The sequence below is a fragment of the Rhodococcus sp. OK302 genome (assembly GCF_002245895.1).
Lineage (GTDB): Bacteria > Actinomycetota > Actinomycetes > Mycobacteriales > Mycobacteriaceae > Rhodococcus_F.
Genome location: NZ_NPJZ01000001.1, coordinates 2281407 through 2301278, shown reverse-complemented (window position 1 = coordinate 2301278; position 19872 = coordinate 2281407). Strand labels below are relative to the sequence as shown.

17 protein-coding genes are annotated in these 19872 nt (G+C 62.6%); 11 read left to right on the top strand and 6 right to left on the bottom strand.

Annotated features, from left to right (window positions below):
- Positions 1-20 precede the first annotated feature (20 nt).
- Positions 21-2177: an AAA family ATPase gene (locus BDB13_RS10740; RefSeq protein WP_094271630.1), complete on the top strand. Its 2157-nt coding sequence runs from the start codon at positions 21-23 to the stop codon at positions 2175-2177.
- A 10-nt stretch (positions 2178-2187) separates the two neighbouring features.
- Positions 2188-3810, top strand: coding sequence for an amidohydrolase (locus BDB13_RS10735; RefSeq protein ID WP_094271629.1), 1623 nt, complete (start codon positions 2188-2190; stop codon positions 3808-3810).
- A gap of 88 nt (positions 3811-3898) precedes the next feature.
- Here the strand turns inward: BDB13_RS10735 and BDB13_RS10730 are convergent, their stop codons facing one another.
- The 4 genes from BDB13_RS10730 to BDB13_RS10715 form a co-directional block, all read right to left on the bottom strand.
- Positions 3899-4807, bottom strand: coding sequence for a hypothetical protein (locus tag BDB13_RS10730; protein ID WP_094271628.1), 909 nt, complete (start codon positions 4805-4807; stop codon positions 3899-3901).
- Between the two features lie 316 nt (positions 4808-5123).
- Complete coding sequence (locus tag BDB13_RS10725; RefSeq protein WP_094271627.1) at positions 5124-6146, bottom strand: DUF2804 domain-containing protein; 1023 nt, start codon at positions 6144-6146, stop codon at positions 5124-5126.
- On the bottom strand, positions 6143-6895 hold the full coding sequence (locus tag BDB13_RS10720; RefSeq protein WP_094271626.1) for an isocitrate lyase/PEP mutase family protein: 753 nt from the start codon (positions 6893-6895) through the stop codon (positions 6143-6145). Before BDB13_RS10720 ends, BDB13_RS10725 begins: the two co-directional genes overlap by 4 nt.
- A gap of 43 nt (positions 6896-6938) precedes the next feature.
- Positions 6939-8219 carry a cytochrome P450 gene (locus BDB13_RS10715; protein WP_094271625.1) on the bottom strand — a complete coding sequence of 427 codons (1281 nt, stop codon included), beginning with the start codon at positions 8217-8219 and terminating at the stop codon, positions 6939-6941.
- Positions 8220-8348: 129 nt separating this feature from the next.
- On the opposite strand from BDB13_RS10715, the gene BDB13_RS10710 reads away from it, so the two are divergent.
- The 3 genes from BDB13_RS10710 to BDB13_RS10695 are packed head-to-tail and all read left to right on the top strand — an operon-like array spanning position 8349 to position 11744.
- On the top strand, positions 8349-8963 hold the full coding sequence (locus tag BDB13_RS10710; RefSeq protein WP_094271624.1) for a TetR/AcrR family transcriptional regulator: 615 nt from the start codon (positions 8349-8351) through the stop codon (positions 8961-8963).
- Positions 8964-8989: 26 nt separating this feature from the next.
- Positions 8990-10375 (top strand): hypothetical protein, encoded by a 1386-nt coding sequence (locus tag BDB13_RS10705; RefSeq protein ID WP_094271623.1) that lies wholly within the window; start codon positions 8990-8992, stop codon positions 10373-10375.
- 28 nt (positions 10376-10403) lie between these two features.
- Positions 10404-11744, top strand: coding sequence for a hypothetical protein (locus BDB13_RS10695; protein WP_254922784.1), 1341 nt, complete (start codon positions 10404-10406; stop codon positions 11742-11744).
- Here BDB13_RS10695 and BDB13_RS10690 read toward each other — a convergent pair.
- Entirely contained in the window at positions 11701-12114 is a 414-nt protein-coding gene (locus BDB13_RS10690) for an NUDIX hydrolase (RefSeq protein WP_176459561.1), read from the bottom strand. The two genes, BDB13_RS10695 and BDB13_RS10690, sit on opposite strands and share 44 nt — an antisense overlap.
- 180 nt (positions 12115-12294) lie before the next feature.
- Between BDB13_RS10690 and BDB13_RS10685 the strand changes: the two genes are divergently transcribed.
- Genes BDB13_RS10685 through mnhG form a run of 6 tightly spaced genes read left to right on the top strand, consistent with a single transcriptional unit; the run spans position 12295 to position 18541 of the window.
- The gene (locus BDB13_RS10685) at positions 12295-15129 is read left to right on the top strand and encodes a Na+/H+ antiporter subunit A (RefSeq protein ID WP_094271621.1); all 2835 of its coding nucleotides are present in this window, start codon (positions 12295-12297) and stop codon (positions 15127-15129) included.
- Positions 15126-15731 (top strand): Na(+)/H(+) antiporter subunit C, encoded by a 606-nt coding sequence (locus tag BDB13_RS10680; RefSeq protein WP_094271620.1) that lies wholly within the window; start codon positions 15126-15128, stop codon positions 15729-15731. Before BDB13_RS10685 ends, BDB13_RS10680 begins: the two co-directional genes overlap by 4 nt.
- Positions 15728-17365 (top strand): Na+/H+ antiporter subunit D, encoded by a 1638-nt coding sequence (locus BDB13_RS10675; RefSeq protein ID WP_094271619.1) that lies wholly within the window; start codon positions 15728-15730, stop codon positions 17363-17365. Before BDB13_RS10680 ends, BDB13_RS10675 begins: the two co-directional genes overlap by 4 nt.
- Entirely contained in the window at positions 17362-17931 is a 570-nt protein-coding gene (locus BDB13_RS10670) for a Na+/H+ antiporter subunit E (RefSeq protein WP_094271618.1), read from the top strand. The genes BDB13_RS10675 and BDB13_RS10670 overlap by 4 nt, the downstream gene beginning before the upstream one ends.
- Positions 17931-18200, top strand: coding sequence for a monovalent cation/H+ antiporter complex subunit F (locus BDB13_RS10665; RefSeq protein WP_206042285.1), 270 nt, complete (start codon positions 17931-17933; stop codon positions 18198-18200). The genes BDB13_RS10670 and BDB13_RS10665 overlap by 1 nt, the downstream gene beginning before the upstream one ends.
- Entirely contained in the window at positions 18197-18541 is a 345-nt protein-coding gene (gene mnhG, locus BDB13_RS10660) for a monovalent cation/H(+) antiporter subunit G (protein ID WP_094271617.1), read from the top strand. The genes BDB13_RS10665 and mnhG overlap by 4 nt, the downstream gene beginning before the upstream one ends.
- Here the strand turns inward: mnhG and BDB13_RS10655 are convergent.
- Positions 18507-19796 (bottom strand): phosphatase PAP2 family protein, encoded by a 1290-nt coding sequence (locus BDB13_RS10655; protein ID WP_254923011.1) that lies wholly within the window; start codon positions 19794-19796, stop codon positions 18507-18509. The two genes, mnhG and BDB13_RS10655, sit on opposite strands and share 35 nt — an antisense overlap.
- Between the last annotated feature and the right edge of the window lie 76 nt (positions 19797-19872).

Here is a 19872-nt window from a genome sequence, read left to right as displayed (position 1 = left end):
TGACGACGTAGTCTCGGGGAGTGACTTCGCCGGAACTCGCCCTGACCGTCCGCCTCAACACCTCCGCCGCTGATTTACGACGCGGGGTTGTGCGCTTGCATCCCGAAGCGTTGGCGGCGTTGGGCATCCGTGAATGGGATGCCATTGCCTTGATGGGTGCCCGCGGAAGCGCTGCTGTGGCGGGGCGGGCACCCACAGGCACTCCGGCCGGCACGATTCTGCTTGACGACGTCACGATGTCCAACGTCGGGCTCACCGAAAACTCTTCCGTCGTGGTGGGCCCGGTAACGGTGTACGGGGCACGCTCCGTCTCCGTTACCGGATCCACCATGGCGACACAATCGATCAGCCCCACCGTTCTGCGCCAAGCCCTCCTCGGCAAGGTTGTGAGCGTCGGCGACACCGTCTCGCTGCTCCCCCGCGACCTGGGCCCGGGCACCAGCACTTCCGAAGCCACTCAAGCTCTTTCCCGTACCTTCGGCGTTGCCTGGACATCGGAACTGCTCACTGTCACGGGCGTTGACCCGGCCGGCGGCCCGGTGAGTGTGCAGCCCAATTCGGCGGTGGACTGGGGAAGATCATCTGCCGCTCCAGTTCCCGCTCCGGCTGTGGTGGTCGCTGATGTTGCTGCTGTTCCCCTCGACCATCTTGTGGGCGCACAGGCTCAGGCCGCCAAGCTCACCGAATGGCTCGGCCTCGCGCTCGACGAACCTGAACTGCTGCGCACTCTCGGAGCCTCCCCACACCTCGGCGTTCTGATCACCGGCCCGGCCGGAGTCGGCAAAGCGACACTCGCCCGATCGGTGCTGTCGTCCCGCAACGTCGTCGAACTCGACGGCCCCGGAGTTGGTGCCACCGAACCGAATACACGCCTTGCGCGCATCGTCGACGCCGTAGCCGCAGTGCGCGGCGGCGGAGTCTTGTTGATCAGCGACATCGACGCACTACTGCCCTCGACGCCAGAACCTGTGTCCGCGTTGATCCTCGAACAACTGCGTAGCGCCGTATCCACCCCGGGAGTGGCATTTGTCGCCACGTCCGCACATCCCGAGAGCGTCGACGCACGCCTGCGCGGCCAAGATCTGTGCGACCGCGAACTGTCCCTGACACTGCCCGACGGCGCAACACGCCGGGCCCTCCTCGAACTGCTCCTTCGCAGAGTCCCCACCGGCACACTCGAACTGGACGCAATCGCCTCCCGTGCCCCCGGATTTGTGGTCGCAGACCTCGCGGCATTGTGCCGAGAAGCCGCACTGCGCGCCGCAACCCGCGCATCCAAGTCGGGTGAGGCCCCCGAAATCACGCAAGACGATCTTGTAGGTGCACTCGAAGTGATTCGGCCACTGTCCCGTTCGAGTACCGAAGAACTCTCCATCGGCAGTGTCACCCTCGACGACGTCGGCGACATGGTCGAAACCAAACAGGCACTCACCGAGGCCGTGCTGTGGCCGCTGCAGCACCCCGATTCCTTTGCCCGCCTGGGCGTCGACCCGCCCCGCGGCGTCCTCCTCTACGGCCCGCCCGGCTGCGGAAAAACGTATCTTGTTCGCGCCCTTGCCAGCTCGGGACACCTCAGCGTCCACGCCGTCAAAGGCGCAGAGCTCATGGACAAATGGGTCGGTGCTTCGGAAAAAGCGGTGCGCGAATTGTTCCAGCGCGCCCGCGACTCCGCGCCCTCCCTCATCTTCCTCGACGAAATCGACGCCCTCGCCCCGCGTCGCGGGCAGAGCTCCGACTCCGGCGTATCGGATCGCGTCGTCGCAGCGTTGCTGACCGAAATGGACGGCGTCGAACCGCTGCGTGATGTTGTGGTGCTGGGCGCCACCAACCGCCCCGATCTGATCGACCCCGCACTCCTGCGTCCGGGCAGACTGGAACGCCTCGTGTTCGTGCCGCCGCCGGATGCCGAGGCCCGCAAGGCAATTCTGCGAGCATCCGGTAAATCCGTACCGCTCGCTGACGACGTCGATTTGGATGCATTGGCGGTCGACCTCGAGGGCTACTCGGCGGCAGACTGCTCGGCACTGCTGCGCGAAGCCGCGCTCACTGCCATGCGCCGGGACATGGAAGCTGCCGACGTGAGCGCAGCGGACGTAGCGACAGCACGCAAAACCGTAAGGCCCTCACTCGATCCCGAGCAGGTGGCACATCTCCAGGCATATGCGGACAACCGGTAAGGACTGAAATATGAATGCGGATCTGGTGCTGTTCGGCGACGTTGTCACGATGGACGACGCGCTCCCCCGCGCGGAAGGCCTGGCCGTCACGGGCGGGCGCATCACGACGGTGGGATCACGAGCCGAACTCGACGTGTTGATCGGGGCCGGAACCCAGGTAGTGGACGTCGGAAGTGCTTGCATCCTGCCAGGATTCATCGAACCGCACGGGCATCCATTGGAAGAAGCAATCGTCCTGGGCCCAGCCGTCGTGGACATCCGGCCGGTCACGATCGCCGACGCCGACACTGTTGTTGCCACCATTGCCGAGACCATTTCTGATCGTGGCGCTGCCGGCGCTTTTCTGAACGGCTGGGATCCGTTGCTACAGAAGGGCCTACCCGAGCCCACACTGAAGTGGCTCGACACCACCGCGCCTGATTACCCGCTCGTGATCCTGCACAACTCCGGCCACGTCGCCTACTTCAATACCGCTGCCGCAGAGCAGGCCGGAATTACCCGGGACACACCAGATCCCTTCGGCGGATCGTACGGCCACGACGCGTCGGGTGCTCTGGACGGCGCAGCCTACGAAACTCCCGCAGTGTTCACTGTTGCCGGCCACGCCATGACCATCGGAGATGACTTCCCGGCACTGTTGGCCGCTGAGTGCGCGCGTCTGAATGCTGCCGGTATCACCACCATCGCGGAAATGTCGTTCGATCCGCGAATGCGACCGGCGCTCAACGCAATCGCCGACGCCGGACTACTCACCACCCGGTTTCGCCTCTACGAAATGTCGACACCCGCCCGCACAACCGACGCCGCACCCGGCGACGGCAACGATCTGGTCCGGCAAATCGGAATCAAGGTGTGGTCCGACGGTTCACCATGGGTAGGCAACATCGCCACCAGCTTCCCGTACCTGGACACCGAGGCAACCCGTGGCCTCGGAATCGCCTGCACCCATGGCCATGCCAACTACACCGGTGAGCAAATCCACGACATCAGCGCCGCCTACTTCGACAAGGGCTGGCAGATCGCCTGCCACGCTCATGGCGACGACGCAATCACGATGGTCCTCGACGCGTGGGAACAACTGCTGCGAGAGTACCCACGCGACGACCACCGCCTGCGACTTGAACACGTCGGAGCAATGCGTGCGGACCAGTTCCAACGGGCCGCAGACCTGGGAGTCACCGTCAGCATCTTCATCGACCACCTGCACTACTGGGGTGACGTACTGGTCGACGACCTCTTCGGGCCCGAGCACGGCAGTGTCTGGGCCGCAGCAGGTTCCGCACTTGCCGCCGGTCAACGCTTCACCTTCCACAACGACGGTCCGGTCACTCCCGCCAACCCCTTGCGGAACATGCAGGACGCCGTCACCAGACTCGCGCCCAGCGGCCGCGTCGTAGCACCGGAGGAACGAATCCCGGTGGATGCTGCGCTGCGCGCTCATACCGTCAACGCTGCCTGGCAACTCTTCAGCGAGGAGAACATCGGCGCGATCTTCCCCGGCGCCTACGCGGATCTGGTTGTCCTGTCTGCAAATCCCCTCGACACGGAACCCACCTCGTTGTCCGACCTGAAGATCCTTGCCACGGTGCTGGAAGGGCGGACTGTGTACGGAGAATTGAGCGCCATCGGCTAGCTGGCACCGTTTGTGCACAGTGAGCACCCCTTTCAGCAGGCTGGAAACGGTGCTCACTGCACAAAACCGTTGCCCGCTTCGGGGGCTGTCAGGCGCCGCGGCCACGCCCGAACGCCGCCGTGATCCGGCCCGCCACCAACGACGGCGTCGACAAGTCCGCCCACGTCCACCGCGCAACCTGCCAGCCCGCTTCGCGCAGACGGTCTTCGCGGAGCTTCTCCTCCCACAGAACATCCTCGGCGGAGCGGCCCGCAGGCACCAGACGGCCGTACTTGACGCGACCGTCGAACTCGCCGATGGTGCGGTGCTCGCGCCACAGAAAGTCCACACGAGCATTGCCGAGTTGTACTTGCAGCTGCGGGATCGGAAGTCGCTCGCGCACAAAGAGCGCCAGGCTCCGAGACTCGCCGACGCTTTCGATACGTGCATCCATCGAGCTCACCGCCTGGAATGCGTGGCGGTGCGATGGGTGCTGCGGCACGCGGGACAAAGTGCCCTTGATTTCGTCGATCCCCAACAGCGTGCGGTGCAGCGCAGAATTGCCCGCTACCAGCGCCTGCTCGAAGGGCAGCGAACGCGCAAGATCCACCACTGTGCGCGCTGGCGTCGTGACTGCAAGGCCGTCGACAGTAGTCACTTCGTAGTCTGTGAACTGCGCCGAATGCACGTGCCTGTCCGTGGACTGCCGGCTGCCCCCACGGCGGTTCCGGCTGAGATGCACACGATCGAGCGGCGTGTTCCAGAGCTCGAATCCGTGAATCACCGCAGCCGACGTGTGGCTGACGACGGCGCCGACGTGGGCAGCATTCGCCACGGCACGAATACGTACACGATGCCGCTCATGCGCTGCCAGATCGGACAGTTGAGCCGTCGATACGTAGGCGCCGCGATGGATTCGGGTCCACTCGCCGTTTGAGCAGGTCCTGCGGATCCCGGCGTCGGTGCCCCCGGTAGCGAGGTGCTCAGGTCTGCGGATTATGTGCGGTTGTTCCCCCATGACCAGTGATCCTCGCGCATCCCGGCAGTGGAAAGCGGACACGATTCGGATCTGTGGATAACTCTTGAAGTGAGCACCGCTTATGCACAGTGAGCACCGGTTTTAGCAGGCGGGAAAGGGTGCCCACTAGACAGAAACGGTGCCAGCTTCCGAACAGCCGCGCAGCACACCACCGCCAACAACACAGCGCCGAAAACCACAGCGCCCATTCGACGACGCTGAAGTGAGCACCCCCTGTGCACAGTGAGCACCCCTTTCAGCGTGCTGGAAAGGGTGCCCACTACACAGAAACGGTGCCAACTTCAGCAAAGCACCCTTACCATCGGTTCCGAACTTCCTCCGCGAACCCGAGGAGATCATGAACCGTGACAGTGCTTCCGTCATCGAGAACAACAGTGCCGGAGAACTTTCCGAAGACCTGGTGCTGGATCGAGCGCAGTACGCCGACATTGAACGTCGCAGCTCGGTCGATGATCGGCTCGAACTTCATCTCGAAGCGGCCGTCGTTACTCGTGAACTTCCACGGTGCGCCGTCGTAGGTTCCGTGCGGAAGCTCGAACTCGAGCCGATCGAGTTTGTGCGCAACACCATTCACAAAAACGATGTTCTCACTGGCCGCTGAGGTATCACCGAATCCGTAACCGATGTTAAAGCCAAACCGCTCGCCGTTCACCAACCCCGAGGCCGAACCCCAGTACCAAGTGTTGTCATACGTCCAGACGCCTCGGCCCCAATCCAGCACTCCGAAAGCATCTTCCGGAGCAAATGCAAATTCCTGCTCACCAATCCGAACAGTCCCGGCAGCGGGTAGGCAGTTGATCTTCTGGTTGTAGTAAAACGACCGGGGAGCCTTCGGGAACGGCGTCGCGATCACCATGCGATCGTCAGCCGGACTCTGCAGAAACAGGTCGGCCGAGAATCCCTTCCCGCCGTCAAATGCCGGATAGTCGACGACCAACCGGCGCCCACCATCCACATGCCGAAACTCGAAGCGCACCTTGCCCTTCGATATCACAACATCGCCGGAATCAGCACTTCCCGGCAGCCCGAGCCTGCCCATCGGAAACGGCAGCATCAGGCTTTCCGTGACCTCGTGCGGCGTCGTGAAGTCCAGCCACGAAACACCGAGCAAGCCCATGTAACCGTTGTCCGCGACAGTCAACGCGATGCCGTAATCCGGCGTGAGCACGCAGTAGTAGTCCCACTCCTTGAGGCGAAACTTGGGCGCCTTCACGGCGGAACGCTGATACGTCCGAACCTCCGACGACGACCAGCCCGCTTCGACGAGATGCCCGTGAGCATCAAGAAGCGGGCCGGGCGTCAGAACCCGATTACTCAAGCCCAGCGTCCCAGAATCTCGGTGGCGCGATTCGACAGCGCCATCTGGAAGAACGGGCCGAAACTCACACGTGCTACTCCGAGCGGCCCGAAACTGGCCGGGTCATCCTGATCCGGGATACCGATTGCGTTGACCGGCAACGGAAGTTCCGACGTCAGACGAATTTGAGTAGCGTCGTCGTGCCGTCCGACGGGATACAGAACATCAGCGCCCGCATCGGCAGCCAGCTTGAGGCGTGCAATTGCGCGGTCCACCCGATCGGACTCGTCGCCCACTTGCTTCACAAACAGATCGGTACGCGCATTGACCACGACGTGGACGCCCGCTGCGTCGGCGGCCTGGCGAAGCCCACCCACAAAATCGGCATGCTCCTGCGCCTCACGCAGCCGTCCGCCCTCACTGTGCACGGTGTCCTCGATATTGAGGCCGACAGCACCGGCGTCGAGCAAGCCTTCGATCAGAACAGCGGGCTCGAGCCCGTAGCCACTCTCGATGTCCACGGAGACGGGAGCGTCGACGGCGCCGGTGATCTGCTTGATTCGACGCACCAACTCGCCGAACGTGATGCCCTCGTTGTCGGGCTTACCAATGGAATCGGAAACCGGGTGGCTGCCGACGGTCAGGGCGGCAAACCCGCCAGCCACCGCAAGATTCGCCGACCACGCGTCCCACACCGTGGGGAGGATTACTGGATTGCCAGGCTGATGCAATGCCAGCAGAGCAATTGCTTTCTCATTGATCGACGTCATGCGGTGGCTCCTCGAGTTCGTAGGAAATACCTCTCAACCCACCCTAGTGAGCTACCGGGCAACCTGTCCCCTCTGAACCACCCTTGTAATCCACCTGAAATTCCTTGATGCCGTTGATCCAGCCGGAACGCAGGCGGCGCGGGTCACCGAGCTTGGTGATGTCCGGCATGTTGTCGGCAATCGCGTTGAACATGAGGTCGATTTCCATGCGCGCAAGGTTGGCGCCGATGCAGAAGTGTGCGCCCGTGCCACCGAAACCCAAGTGCGGATTGGGGTTACGAGTGATGTCGAAGGTCATCGGGTTCTCGAAGACCTCTTCGTCGAAGTTGGCCGAGCTGTAAAGCATGACAACGCGCTGGCCCTTCTTGATCGAGACGCCGGCCAGTTCGGTGTCTTCGAGGGCGGTGCGCTGGAACGCGGTGACCGGAGTTGCCCAACGGACGATCTCGTCGGCCGTCGTCTTGGGACGCTCCTTCTTGTACAGCTCCCACTGCTCGGGGTTTTCGAGGAAAGCGATCATGCCGTGTGTGATGGCATTACGCGTCGTCTCGTTGCCGGCAACGGCGAGGGTCAGTACGAAGAATCCGAAGTCTTCGGGGAGAAGAGCGTCGCCGTCGATGTCAGCCTGAACGAGAGTGGTGACGATGTCGTCGGCCGGGCAGTTACGACGCGCATCTGCCATTTGGTACGCGTATCCGAGCACCTCGATGGACGAGGCGGCCGGATCACCCACATACTCCGGGTCGTCGTAGCCCATCATCTCGTTGGACCACTTGAAGAGCTTCTCGCGATCCTCCTGCGGGACGCCGAGCAAGTCGGCAATCGCCTGCAGCGGCAGCTCACTGGCCACCTGCTTCACAAAATCGCCGGGGCCTTCAGCGATGGCGGTTTCGACGATGTTGCGTGCCCGACGGTCCAATTCGTCGCGCATGCCGTTGATCGAGCGCGGCGTGAACAGCTTGGAGATCAGCTTGCGCTGTTGGGTGTGCTCGGGTGCATCCTTGTTGATCAGGCTGGCGCGCTGCATCTCGACAGCTTCACGCGGCATGTCATCGGTGAAGCGCGGAATTGCAGTGTTCTCCCAGCTCGAGAAGACGTCACTGCGCTGGCTGACCTCTTTGACATCGGCGTGACGCGACACAACCCAGTAGCCCTCGTCCTGGAATCCGCCGACGGTGGGCGGCTGCTCACACCACCAGATGGGTGCGCTACGACGCAGTTCCGCAAATTCTTCGAACGGAACGCGGTCGGCCAGGATGTCGGGATCGGTGACGTCGAATCCGACCGGCAGATTGGGTGTGCGAGTTGTGTCCGAGATGGTCATGGCGTCCTCTGATCGGTCGGTTTGTGCCCTGCACCACAGAGTAGCTTTCACTGACGCCCTGTCAAGTAAAAGACGGTAAGTCTCGCCCAACTACCCCAACCGGCACCTCATCGCCGTAAGATTCCGTTAATGACCAACACTGCGGCCAAGCCGACTCTGCGCGAAAAGCAGAAGCAGCAAACACGCGCAGACCTCGTAGAAGCTGCCGACGCACTCTTCACCGAACGCGGCTACGCGGCCGTCACAGTGGAGGACATCGTCGGCCGTGTCGGATGCAGCCGAGCCACCTTCTACCTGCACTTCCCCGGCAAACTCGACATCCTCAAAGCCCTCGGATCGAATACCGTCATGTCCAGCACGCTCGCGATTTTCACCGACCTGGACCGCGTTCTCGAATCCGGTTCACGCGACGAATTTGCCGGATGGATCAACCGAGCGCTCGACTGGTGCCGCGATCACCACCACCTGATGCGCGCCTGGGACGAGGCCATGGTTCTCGAACCCGAATTCCGCGCCCTCGCCCGCGCCGGCATCTCCGCCCTGCCCAATGCGATGACGTCGTACCTCGCTCGCTGGCCGGAAGAACGACGCGACGAAGCAAAACTTCGAGTTGAACTGCTACTCACCCAGATCGAGCGCTTCTTCATCCGCTGGGCCGAGCAGGGCGCAATCACGGCCGGCGCCGACGCGGCCGCCGACGTCCTGACCGACATCTGGTTCCCTGCACTGACACCCCCAGCCTGAGCCAGAACCCGAGATAGGTTGGTCCGATGCCAGTCGACCTACGAGCGATACTCACCACCCTTGCTGCACTAGCGTCCGGGACCCTTGCCGCGCTAGCCCTGACCAATCCGCCGCTACAAGAGTGGGCAATCGAAGCCTCTCAGTCCGAAATCGACCGGTGGGTCAGCAGCGGACCGACCTCCGTCGCGTTGGGCGCCGTCGTTGCAGTCCTGGCTTGCGCACTGGCTCAGCGACGCGGGTCTCGCGGAGCAGCGTGGATCGCCGTCGCAGTCGCCACCGGCATCATGGCCTTAATACGGTTGGCCGTCCCCGAAGTCGCGTCACTCGATCTGCTGATCGCCTTCCTCATGATCAAAAGCATTGCGGCAGGCGTCATTCTAGGTTGCGCCACCGCTGCGAGCTGGGACCGAATCGCGTCGAAGAATGCCCTGTTGCTGGGTGTGATCGCCGGCTTTCTGTCCGCGAGAGCCTTTGCCTCCACGACCGGACGGATGAGCACCTCCGCCGTCGGCGAGCCTGCCTGGCTGCTTCTCGGGGCAACACTCATTGCCGCAATCGCTTGTGCCGCAACGGCGCAAGCCGAGTTCCGGATCAGGCGTCCCGACGTCGGCGAGATCCGAATCGCACTTGTTGTCATCACTGCTCTGGCTATCGGACACCGCGTACTCGGATCCGTCATCGACCGCCAGCAATACGCAAGCGAAGGCACCGCATGGGTCGTCATGGTCCTGTGCCCCGCAGCAGCGTTGTGGCTCACGTCGGTGGCGGCCAATAGACTCGGAAACCAGTCTGGTGCCGGCGGCACATTCCTCTGGGCTGCAACGGCAGTCGCGGCCGCATCGGCTCCGACCTTGGTGACATTCACCTACCGGTCCGACGATTCGGTGCAGTTGGAATCCCCGTGGTCGATCGTGCTTGTTGCCGGTGTGGCCGTCGCCGTGGGGCTGCGGTTGAGCACCCACATTCCGCGCCTAGTCTCTCTCGTCATCCTTGCAGCAGTACCGCTGTCAGAGCTCCTGCCCTTCGACGCAGCACACGGCACGATCGGAATAGCCGTGAGAATCGCCGCCCTCGGATTTGGCGGAGCCTTGTTGCTGGGCGCCCTCGCACCCGGCAGCCTCGTCGACGCGACCTTGGGCCTGACGATTCCCTTTGCCGCGATGACCTTCTCCTCGATCGCGATCCTCACCTCCCAACTTTCCTCGGTCACGATCTACAGCGGGAGCTACCTACGATCCGATACAGAGGCGATCTATGTAGGGGGCGATACGGGCATGACCCCAGAACCGTTCACCTCAATCCCCGTCGACTACTTGACCGCCCAGACAATCGCCACAGCACTCCTTTTCACTGCAATTGTCACGGTGTGCGCAATTCCCGTCACCCGACTGAGACCTTCAAATCCGGCGTAACCGGTGCCCGATTGACTACCGTGGAGCAGTGCACGCCGACATGAGGACGCTTCGCATCGCGCTCAGCGGTGTCACGGCGTTTATTGTCACCGTCGTCGTACTCGCACCGTTTGTGAGCAGTTCGCGCACGTCGATGTCGTCCGGGGACAGATTCTGGTCGATCGGCACGATTGCCACGGGAGTTCTGGCAGTAGTCGCGGTCGGTGCAGCGTCGGCGCTGGTTCGCTCACGGACCCGGACTGCTGCATTGGTGGCTCTCGGCGGGATGCTCCTCGAACTGCCCGGGTTACACAACCAATCATTCGAAGCGTTTGCTCCCGTCGCGGCTGGCATCACGCTGGGCGCAATTACCTCGACGCTACCGAGACCTCTACTGGCCAGCAGTGTCGCAGGAGTTGTTGTTGCCGTCTATGTTTCGACGGCAATCCTGGACCCCAACGCTGTTCCCCGGCGGTATGCCGACTACCTGGCGCAAGATGTTTCACAGTTTCAACCACCGATCATGGTGGCCACGCTGACGGCCCTGGTCCTGATTGCACTGTCGATTCTGGCCTTCTGGAACCACAACTCGGACAGCCGCCACGACCCGGATGCAGACCCGGAGCAGCGGCGAGAACAGATGGCACTGCGGCCGGTAGCCATCGCGGGAGTACTGACGCTCACCGGACTCATTGTGAACTGGTCGTTCAACGTCACCACGGTGTGGGCTGCACTGCCGGTTCTCGCGGGAGCGCTGGCCGTCACGGTGACTGCGGCTGTGGTGTTGGGAAGCGGGAATCACATCTTACTCGTCGCGACTGCCTCGGCAGCAGCCCTTGCGGTGGTGGTCGCGAATCGTCCACCGGAATCGGTGACATTGGCCCAGGAACTCACCGCCGCCCGGGTGGCGACACTCAGCGCGCTCATCGTGGTGGCTGCCGCAATCGCTGCGTTCCGCCCGTCGATGATCGTCAGCTACGGACTGCTGTTCACGCTGACGCTGGCCGGTTTCGTCAACTACGCGGCAAGAACCACCGCGTTGAGTGAGTTCATCGTCGACATCGCGGGTGCGGCCGTGGCCTACTCGATAGTGAGTGCGCTGAAGTCGGAACCGCACCGGACCGGAGGCTCGCGCCTTCTGGTGGGGCTGGGCGTCATTTTCGGTCCGACTGCCTACGCGCTACTGGTGTATCCACGATTCTCGTACGGTTCGACCGACTTCACACCGATCGAGGGCGGCACCGTCGTCTCCCGGTTCGAGCCTTCGGGAGATCTTGTCGTTCTCGGATGTGCCGCCCTGGTGATCGTGACTGTGTGCGCGTACACGAGCTACCGCATCCGCAAGATCAGTCGATCAGATCCATCGACACCAGTCGCTGGAACACTTTGAGAGAACCGGGCGCTACGTCGTCCATGGCCTCGTATTCGGCCAAAGTGAAGTACCGGAATTCTGCGATCTCGCTCGTGGGCCTCGGCTCACCATCCATCTCGGCACGGTAGCAACTCATATGCAGTCCGGTATCAATCGAATGCCCGAACGCATGGGCTTCGAAGACGTCCAGGAACGCAACAGTGCCTGGCACCAGTCCCACATCCAGTTCTTCGCGGATCTCACGATGCAGGGCCTGTTCCGGCGTCTCACCGGGATCGATTTTTCCGCCGGCCATGTAGAACGCAGTCTTTCCGACCGACCGGGTCTGGATCAGTCGACGGTCCCGAATATGGGCGAGTGCAGCGGTCCGAATGATCTGCGTTTTCACCTCGCCCAACTTACGTGTAGCAGCCGCTGTGGTTGTAGCTCGAACCGACTCGCTGCGCAACGAAACCGCTCCGCCCGGTAATATGTGCACGTGGACGAAGTAATTTCGTCTCGAAATACTCGATAGGTTCGATTAGTTCGGACACCCCGCCGCACCAATGACAACACGACGGAGTGCCTTTTGCTCGCTATTCTGCTTGCCCATGCCGTTGCCGCCCTCTTGGCTCCGCTTGTGGTGCGCAGGTTCGGGCGAAACGGTTTCTTTCCACTCGCACTGGTACCGCTGGCCAGCCTCGGCTGGGTCATCGACAAATGGGGCAGCGTCCAAACGCTGCACATCACCTGGGCTCCGGGCCTGTCGATGGACATCGACTTCAGATTCGACGCGCTCTCCGCGATCATGGCTGTCCTGGTCTTGGGCGTCGGCACCCTGATCCTGGTTTACTGCGCACGATATTTCAACGACGACGAACCCCGTCTGGGGATTTTCGCGGCCGAGATGGTTGCCTTCGCCGGCGCGATGTTCGGCCTCGTGACCAGTGACAACATGTTGCTGCTGTACATGTTCTGGGAACTGACCACAGTGCTGTCGTTCCTGTTGGTCGGCCATTACGCCGAGCGTGCCACCAGTCGCCGCGCCGCCACCCAGGCTTTGCTGGTGACCACTGCGGGTGGTCTCGCCATGTTGGTCGGCATGATCATTCTCGGCCAGGCCGGCGGCAGCTACAACCTCTCCGACCTCGTCGCGTCGCCGCCCACCGGTTGGCTGACGTCCGTCGCGATCGTGCTGATCCTGATCGGTGCATTGTCCAAATCCGCGATCGTGCCCCTGCACTTCTGGCTCCCCGGAGCTATGGCTGCGCCCACCCCCGTCAGCGGTTACCTCCACGCTGCGGCCATGGTCAAAGCCGGTATCTACCTGGTCGCGCGCCTCGCTCCGGGCTATGCCGATTCACCACCGTGGCGGGTCACCATCATCAGCCTCGGGTTGCTGTCGATGATCCTCGCCGGTTGGCGAGCCATGCGGGCCTACGACCTCAAACTCGTACTCGCCTTCGGAACCGTCAGCCAACTCGGATTCATGATGGTGCTGGTCGGAATCGGTACGCGCGACGCAGCCCTCGCCGGTATGACGATGGTCGTTGCGCATGCCATGTTCAAGGCGGCACTCTTCATGGTCGTCGGCATCATCGACCACACCACCGGCACCCGCGACCTGCGCAAACTCGCCCATCTGGGCAAGACGGCCCCGGCTCTGGCGATTATCGCCGGACTGGCCGCCGCAAGTATGGCCGGACTACCGCCACTCCTCGGATTTGTCGGTAAGGAAGCCGCACTCGAGTCGGTACTCGAAACCGACGTGCTCGGACACTGGTCGTCGATCGCCGTCATCACCGTCATCGTGATGGGCTCGATCCTCACCGTCGGCTACAGCATCCGCTTCATCTGGGGCGCTTTCGGACGCAAGACACTCAAGAATCCCAGCCCCGCCGTCAGCAAGATGCATGCCCCGAGCTGGCTGTTCCTGTTCGCGCCGGGCTTGCTCGCAGTCCTCGGTTTGGCCGCCGGAATCCTGTCGCCGCAGTTCGAGAAGCTGCTGACGCCCTACACACAAACCCTCGCAGCCGGCCCGCACGCCGATTACCACCTGGCTCTGTGGCACGGATTCAACACTCCGCTGCTACTAACCTGCATCGTCATCGCCGGCGGTTTTGCGCTCTACATCGCGCAACGCCAGATCAGCCGCCTGCACTTCGAGCATCCCCCACTCGGCAACGCCGACCGTATCTACGACGCCACCCTGCGCGGCATGGACACCATCTCCATGCGTCTGACCGGCGCCACGCAGCGTGGTTCGCTCCCCCGGACGCAGTCGACCATCCTCGCGACGCTTGTCATCGTTCCGCTGGTCCTGTTGATCATCGACACTCGCACGGGTGTGGATATGCGGTTGTGGGATTCCCCCATCCAGTTCACGATCGCGCTGATGATGATCGCCGCGGCACTTGCTGCCATCGTCATGCGCAACCGTCTGGCCGCCGTCATTCTCGTCGGCCTCACGGGTTACGGCTGCGGTGTCCTGTTCGCCTTGCACGGTGCCCCGGACCTGGCGCTCACCCAATTCCTGGTCGAGACTCTGACTCTCGTGATCTTCGTGCTGGTACTTCGAAAGTTCCCGGCCGAAGTCGACGAGAGCAAGGCCATCGGGTTCAAACTGCCGCGCGCGATCCTGGCCGTCGCCGTCGGCGCCACCGTCACCACGATTGCCGCGTACGCCGTCAACGCACGCAACACCCGTCCGATCTACGAACTCCTGCCCGACGCCGCGTACACCATCGGTAACGGCAAGAACGTCGTCAACGTTCTCCTCGTGGACATCCGTGCGTGGGACACCCTCGGCGAGATTTCGGTGCTGCTCGTTGCCGCGACCGGCGTTGCCAGCCTCGTGTTCCGCAACCGCCGCTTCGGTATCGCGCCCCGCGTCGCCGACGCACCGTCGGTGATCGTCGACAAAGCTGCCGCCAACTCCGATACGACGTGGCTGCGCGGCGGCGATCTCATCGACCCGCGCTACCGCTCCCTCGTCCTGGAAGTCACCACCCGTTTGGTCTTCCCCGCGATCATGGTGCTGTCGATCTACTTCTTCTTCTCCGGCCACAATGCACCCGGCGGCGGTTTTGCCGGCGGCCTGACGGCCGGTCTCGCGCTCGTTCTGCGCTACCTCGCCGGTGGCCGCTACGAACTCGGTGAAGCCGTGCCCATCGACGCCGGAAAGATCCTCGGATTGGGCCTCGCGCTCTCGGCCGGTACCGCCATCATCTCGCTGTTCCTCGGCGCCCCGGCTCTCTCGTCGGCGGTCTTCGAGTTCACCCTCCCACTCATCGGCCACGTCAAACTGGTCACCGCGCTGTTCTTCGACCTCGGTGTCTACCTCATCGTCGTCGGCCTGGTGCTGGACGTACTCCGAAGTCTCGGCGCCCGCCTCGACGCAGAAATCGAGGTGAAGGCATCGTGAGTGCCAATTTCATAATGCTGGTCTTGGTCGGTGTGCTGATCTCGACGGGCGTCTACCTACTGATCGAACGCAGCATCACCCGAATGTTGTTGGGCCTGCTCCTGTTCGGCAACGGCATCAATCTCCTGATCCTCACCGTCGGCGGTGGTGACGGAAATCCGCCGATCGTGGGCCGTGAATCGGTGCACGAGAAAATCGCGGATCCCCTGGCTCAGGGCATGATCCTGACGGCCATCGTCATCACGATGGGCATCGCCGCCTTCGTTCTGGCACTGGCGTACCGATCTTTCAAGATCAACACCGCCGACGCCGTCGAAGACGATCCCGAGGACACCAAGGTCATCAAGCGTCGACTCCCCGCCGACGCCCCCGACCACGACCGTTCCGACGACCCCGTCACGGGCGCCCCCAGCATCGGCGGCGACGCATTCGACAAGGACGGCAACCCCATTCCCCTCGAACAGTTGGTCAACCTCGAGGACATCGAGTGCTACGACGACCTTCACGACGGCGACTTCGAGGACGAACCGGTGCCCGACTGGGCTACCGACCTTGCACGTAAACAGGAATCCGACAAGCGCAAGGGAGGTGCTCGCTCATGACCATTTCGCACAACCTCATGGGAACGCTCGCACCCTTGCCTGTCTTGATTCCGATGCTGGCCGCCGCCGCCACCCTCGTCGTCGGCCGACGCCCACGATTCCAGCGCGTCATCACCCTCATCGCGCTGGTCGCCGTAGTCGCGGTCTCCGGAATGCTGCTCTACCTGGCGGATCGTGACGGCACCACCGCCATCCAGGTGGGCGGCTGGGATTCCCCGATCGGCATCACTCTCGTCGTGGACCGCCTCTCGGCGATGATGCTGGTGGTGTCCTCGATTGTCCTGCTGGCCGTCATGGTCTACGCGATCGGTCAGGGTATCCGCGACGGCAGCGAAGCTCAGCCCGTCTCGATCTTCCTACCCACATATCTGGCGTTGACCGCCGGTATTTCCAACGCCTTCCTCGCCGGCGACCTCTTCAATCTGTACGTCGGTTTCGAAGTTCTGCTCTCGGCAAGCTTCGTGCTGCTCACCTTGGGCGGGAGTGCCGATCGCGTTCGAGCGGGCGTCTCGTACGTCATGGTCTCGATGGTGTCGTCGCTGATCTTCCTGGCCGGCATCGCCTTTGCGTACGCCGCGACGGGCACTCTCAACATGGCCGACATGGCCCTGCGTTTCGACGACATTCCGCCCGGCACCCGGACTGCGATCTTCGGTGTTCTGCTCGTCGCCTTCGGCATCAAGGCCGCAGTTTTCCCACTCTCGGCCTGGCTCCCGGACTCCTATCCGACAGCACCGGCACCGATCACCGCCGTCTTCGCCGGCCTCCTCACCAAAGTCGGTGTGTATGCGATCATTCGCGCGCACACTCTCCTGTTCCCGCAAGGTGAACTCGACAACGTCCTGATGATCTGTGGTTTGTTGACGATGGTGGTCGGCATCATGGGTGCCATAGCCCAGAGCGATATCAAACGACTCCTGTCGTTCACCCTGGTCAGCCACATCGGCTACATGATCTTCGGCATCGCTCTGTCGACATCCGCCGGCCTCTCCGGAGCCATCTACTACGTCGCGCACCACATCATCGTGCAGACGACGCTCTTCCTCGTTGTCGGACTGATCGAACGTCAAGCCGGCAGTTCGTCGCTACGACGCCTCGGCGGCTTGGCTGCGGCCAGCCCGATCCTGGCAATCGTGTTCCTGGTTCCCGCCCTCAATCTCGGTGGTATTCCGCCGTTCTCGGGCTTCATCGGCAAGGTCGCGCTCCTGCAAGCGGGCACCGCCGACGCCAGTGCACTCGCCTGGGTGCTTGTTGCCGGCGGCACCGTCACCAGCTTGCTGACGCTCTACGCCGTCGCCCGAGTCTGGACCAAAGCGTTCTGGCGCGCCCGCGCCGACGCCCCCGAAGGTGACCTCGCGGATGTCAGCCCGTCGGCGCTGATCGACGAATCCGAAGAAGACATCGCCTTCGTCGATCGTGAAGACGTCGGCAAGATTCCCGCGTTCATGCTGATCCCGACGGTCGGATTGGTAGCGGTCGGACTCGCGCTGACGGTATTCGCAGGCCAGATCATCGACATCAGTGACCGCGCCGCGAAGGATCTACAGGATCGGTCCATCTACATCGAAGCCGTCCTCGGGGACCACCGCCCGATACCGCATTCGGATATCACCGCAGAGGAGCCGCCGCGATGAAACGTGAACTGGTACTCCGCGTCGGAATCTTGGTGTGGCTGACATTCGTGTGGGTTCTGTTGTGGGGCAACGTCAGCTACGGCAACATCTTCGGCGGGCTCGTCGTGGGCATCGTCATCATGGTCCTGCTGCCGCTCCCCCGGGTACCCGTCGAAGGCCGCGTGCATATTCTCTCGATCCTGCGTCTGGCCTGGGTGATCGTCTACTACGCAGTGCTGTCGAGCATCCAGGTTGCGTGGCTGGCGATCAGGCCGTCACCGCCTCCCGTCACCGGGGTCCTGCGATACCAGCTCGGCATCAAATCCGATCTGGTGCTCACCCTCTGCATCGACGTCCTGAATCTCATCCCCGGAACCATGGTTCTCGAGATCGACCAGAACCGTCGGATCGTCTACGTCCACGTACTCGATGTCGGCTCGCAGAAATCCGTCAGCGCGTTCTATCGGTCCGTCGAAGATCTCGAGCGCCTGTTCATCGCATCCTTCGAGCGTGATTCCGACTGGCAACCCAGCCCGTGGCACCAACGCGACTACGAATTCGATGCACCCCGAGCGGAGGACCAGTAATGAGCGGGTTCATCACCACCACCCTGATCGTCTCCGGGGTAATTCTCGTGATTGCAGCGCTACTGACAACATTTCGGCTGATCGATGGGCCCAGCTCACTGGACCGGTTGGTCGCGCTGGATACCATCGTCGCCGTCGCGATCTGTGGACTCGCGGTGTGGGCTGCCTACAGCGCCGACACCACCATCATTCCCGCGATCGTGGCCTTGGCCCTCGTCGGATTCATCGGCTCCGTCTCCGTCGCACGATTCCGGGTGAGTGACCGATGATCGGCAACATTCTCGACGTCATCGGGGCAGTCTCGATCTTCCTCGGCGCGCTCCTCGCACTCACCGCAGCGATCGGAATCGTACGATTCCCCGACACCCTGCGTCGTATGCACGCAGCGACCAAACCGCAGGTCGTCGGACTCATCCTCGTCCTGATGGGCGCAGTGTTCCTGCTTCGCGGAAGCGTCGACATCTGGATGCTGATCCTGGTCGGTGTCTTCACGTTGCTGACAGCACCCGTGATTGCCCACAGCGTGGGCCGTGTCGCCTACCGCGAACAGCGCGAGCAGGACGCCGTCATGAAAATCAACGAACTGGAAGACCCGCCGGAGCTTCGGTAGGTGGCAGGACGTCGTCTGCTCGCTCGCCCCACTGCGCCAACGCAGTACCCGGGCGGGCGAAGAACGTCGCGTAGTACGCCACCGACATCAGTACCAGAACAGCGATCAGCAACGGCCCGAACAACTCTGGATACGCTGCCATCTGGACCGGCGCAAAGCGGTAGGACAGCAGAAGTCCGACGAGAATCGCACTGCCGCCGACGATCAACCGGACGCGGAACCAGCCCCAGCCGCGTTCCGGATCATGCAGCGCCGCATCGAGTGTCAGGCACAGAATTGCTCCGGCAATGAGGTCGACGCCGTAGTGGAATCCGAAGCCCAGCGTTGCCGTCAGCGTCGCGAGAAGCCAGAACGTACCCAGGCTTCGCAACCACCACGGACCACGCCGCGAATGGATGAACAGGGCAACTGCCCACGCCGTGTGCAGACTCGGCATGCAGTTACGGGGAGCCTGGTCGTCGAACGGCAACGACGCGGGAGCTGAAAAATCAATGTTCGGAACGATATTCGGCCAGAAATCACCGATCTGGAATCCGAGCCCTCGCGGGCCGAATGCGAACACCGGGCCTACAACGGGAAACAGTATGTAGAAGACCGGGCCTATCAATCCGATGAGCAGGAAAGTGCGCAGCAGATGATGTGACGGCCAGCCTTTACGTGCCTGGTAGAGCGCGACCACGATCACGGCGACCGGAAGCTCGACATAGATCCAGTCGAGAGCCGCCGCGCCGACCGGTCCCATCGCGTCGACGATCTGACCCATCACCCACGACGGGTTGCCCAATGCCTGATCAGCGAGGAACACGTACTCGTCCCACACGTCGGTACCGAGCAGGATCGTGATCGAAAGCCACGTTTCGGCGACCTTCGCGGCAATGATCAACAGCGCGCCCAGAGCAACTCCGTGCAGGACGGCGCTACGACGCTCGCCGCTCAACTTCCAGAACGCATAGACCGCAATTGCCGTGAGCACCCAGGTGCCGCCCGTACCCATGGTGAGCGGTCCGCCCGAAAACCAACGGATGCCGCCGACGACCACATCAATGGCGACTGCAGCAGAGACTGCGTAGATACGTTCGCGGTTATTGAGGCCGACCAAGGCGAGAGCCAATCCCACCCACGGCATCGTGGCCGAACGCGGAACCAGGAAGTAATCACCGAACAGGCTTTCCACCGGACCGAGATAGCCCTTGTACGACGCAAACGCCTGCACACCCAGAACCAGCGCAACAACCCCGGCACTGCCGAGAATCAGTAACTTATGCGAATTGACCCACGTCTTGTCTGGTCCCCCTGCATTACCTGGTCCCCCTGCATTACCTGGTCCCTCT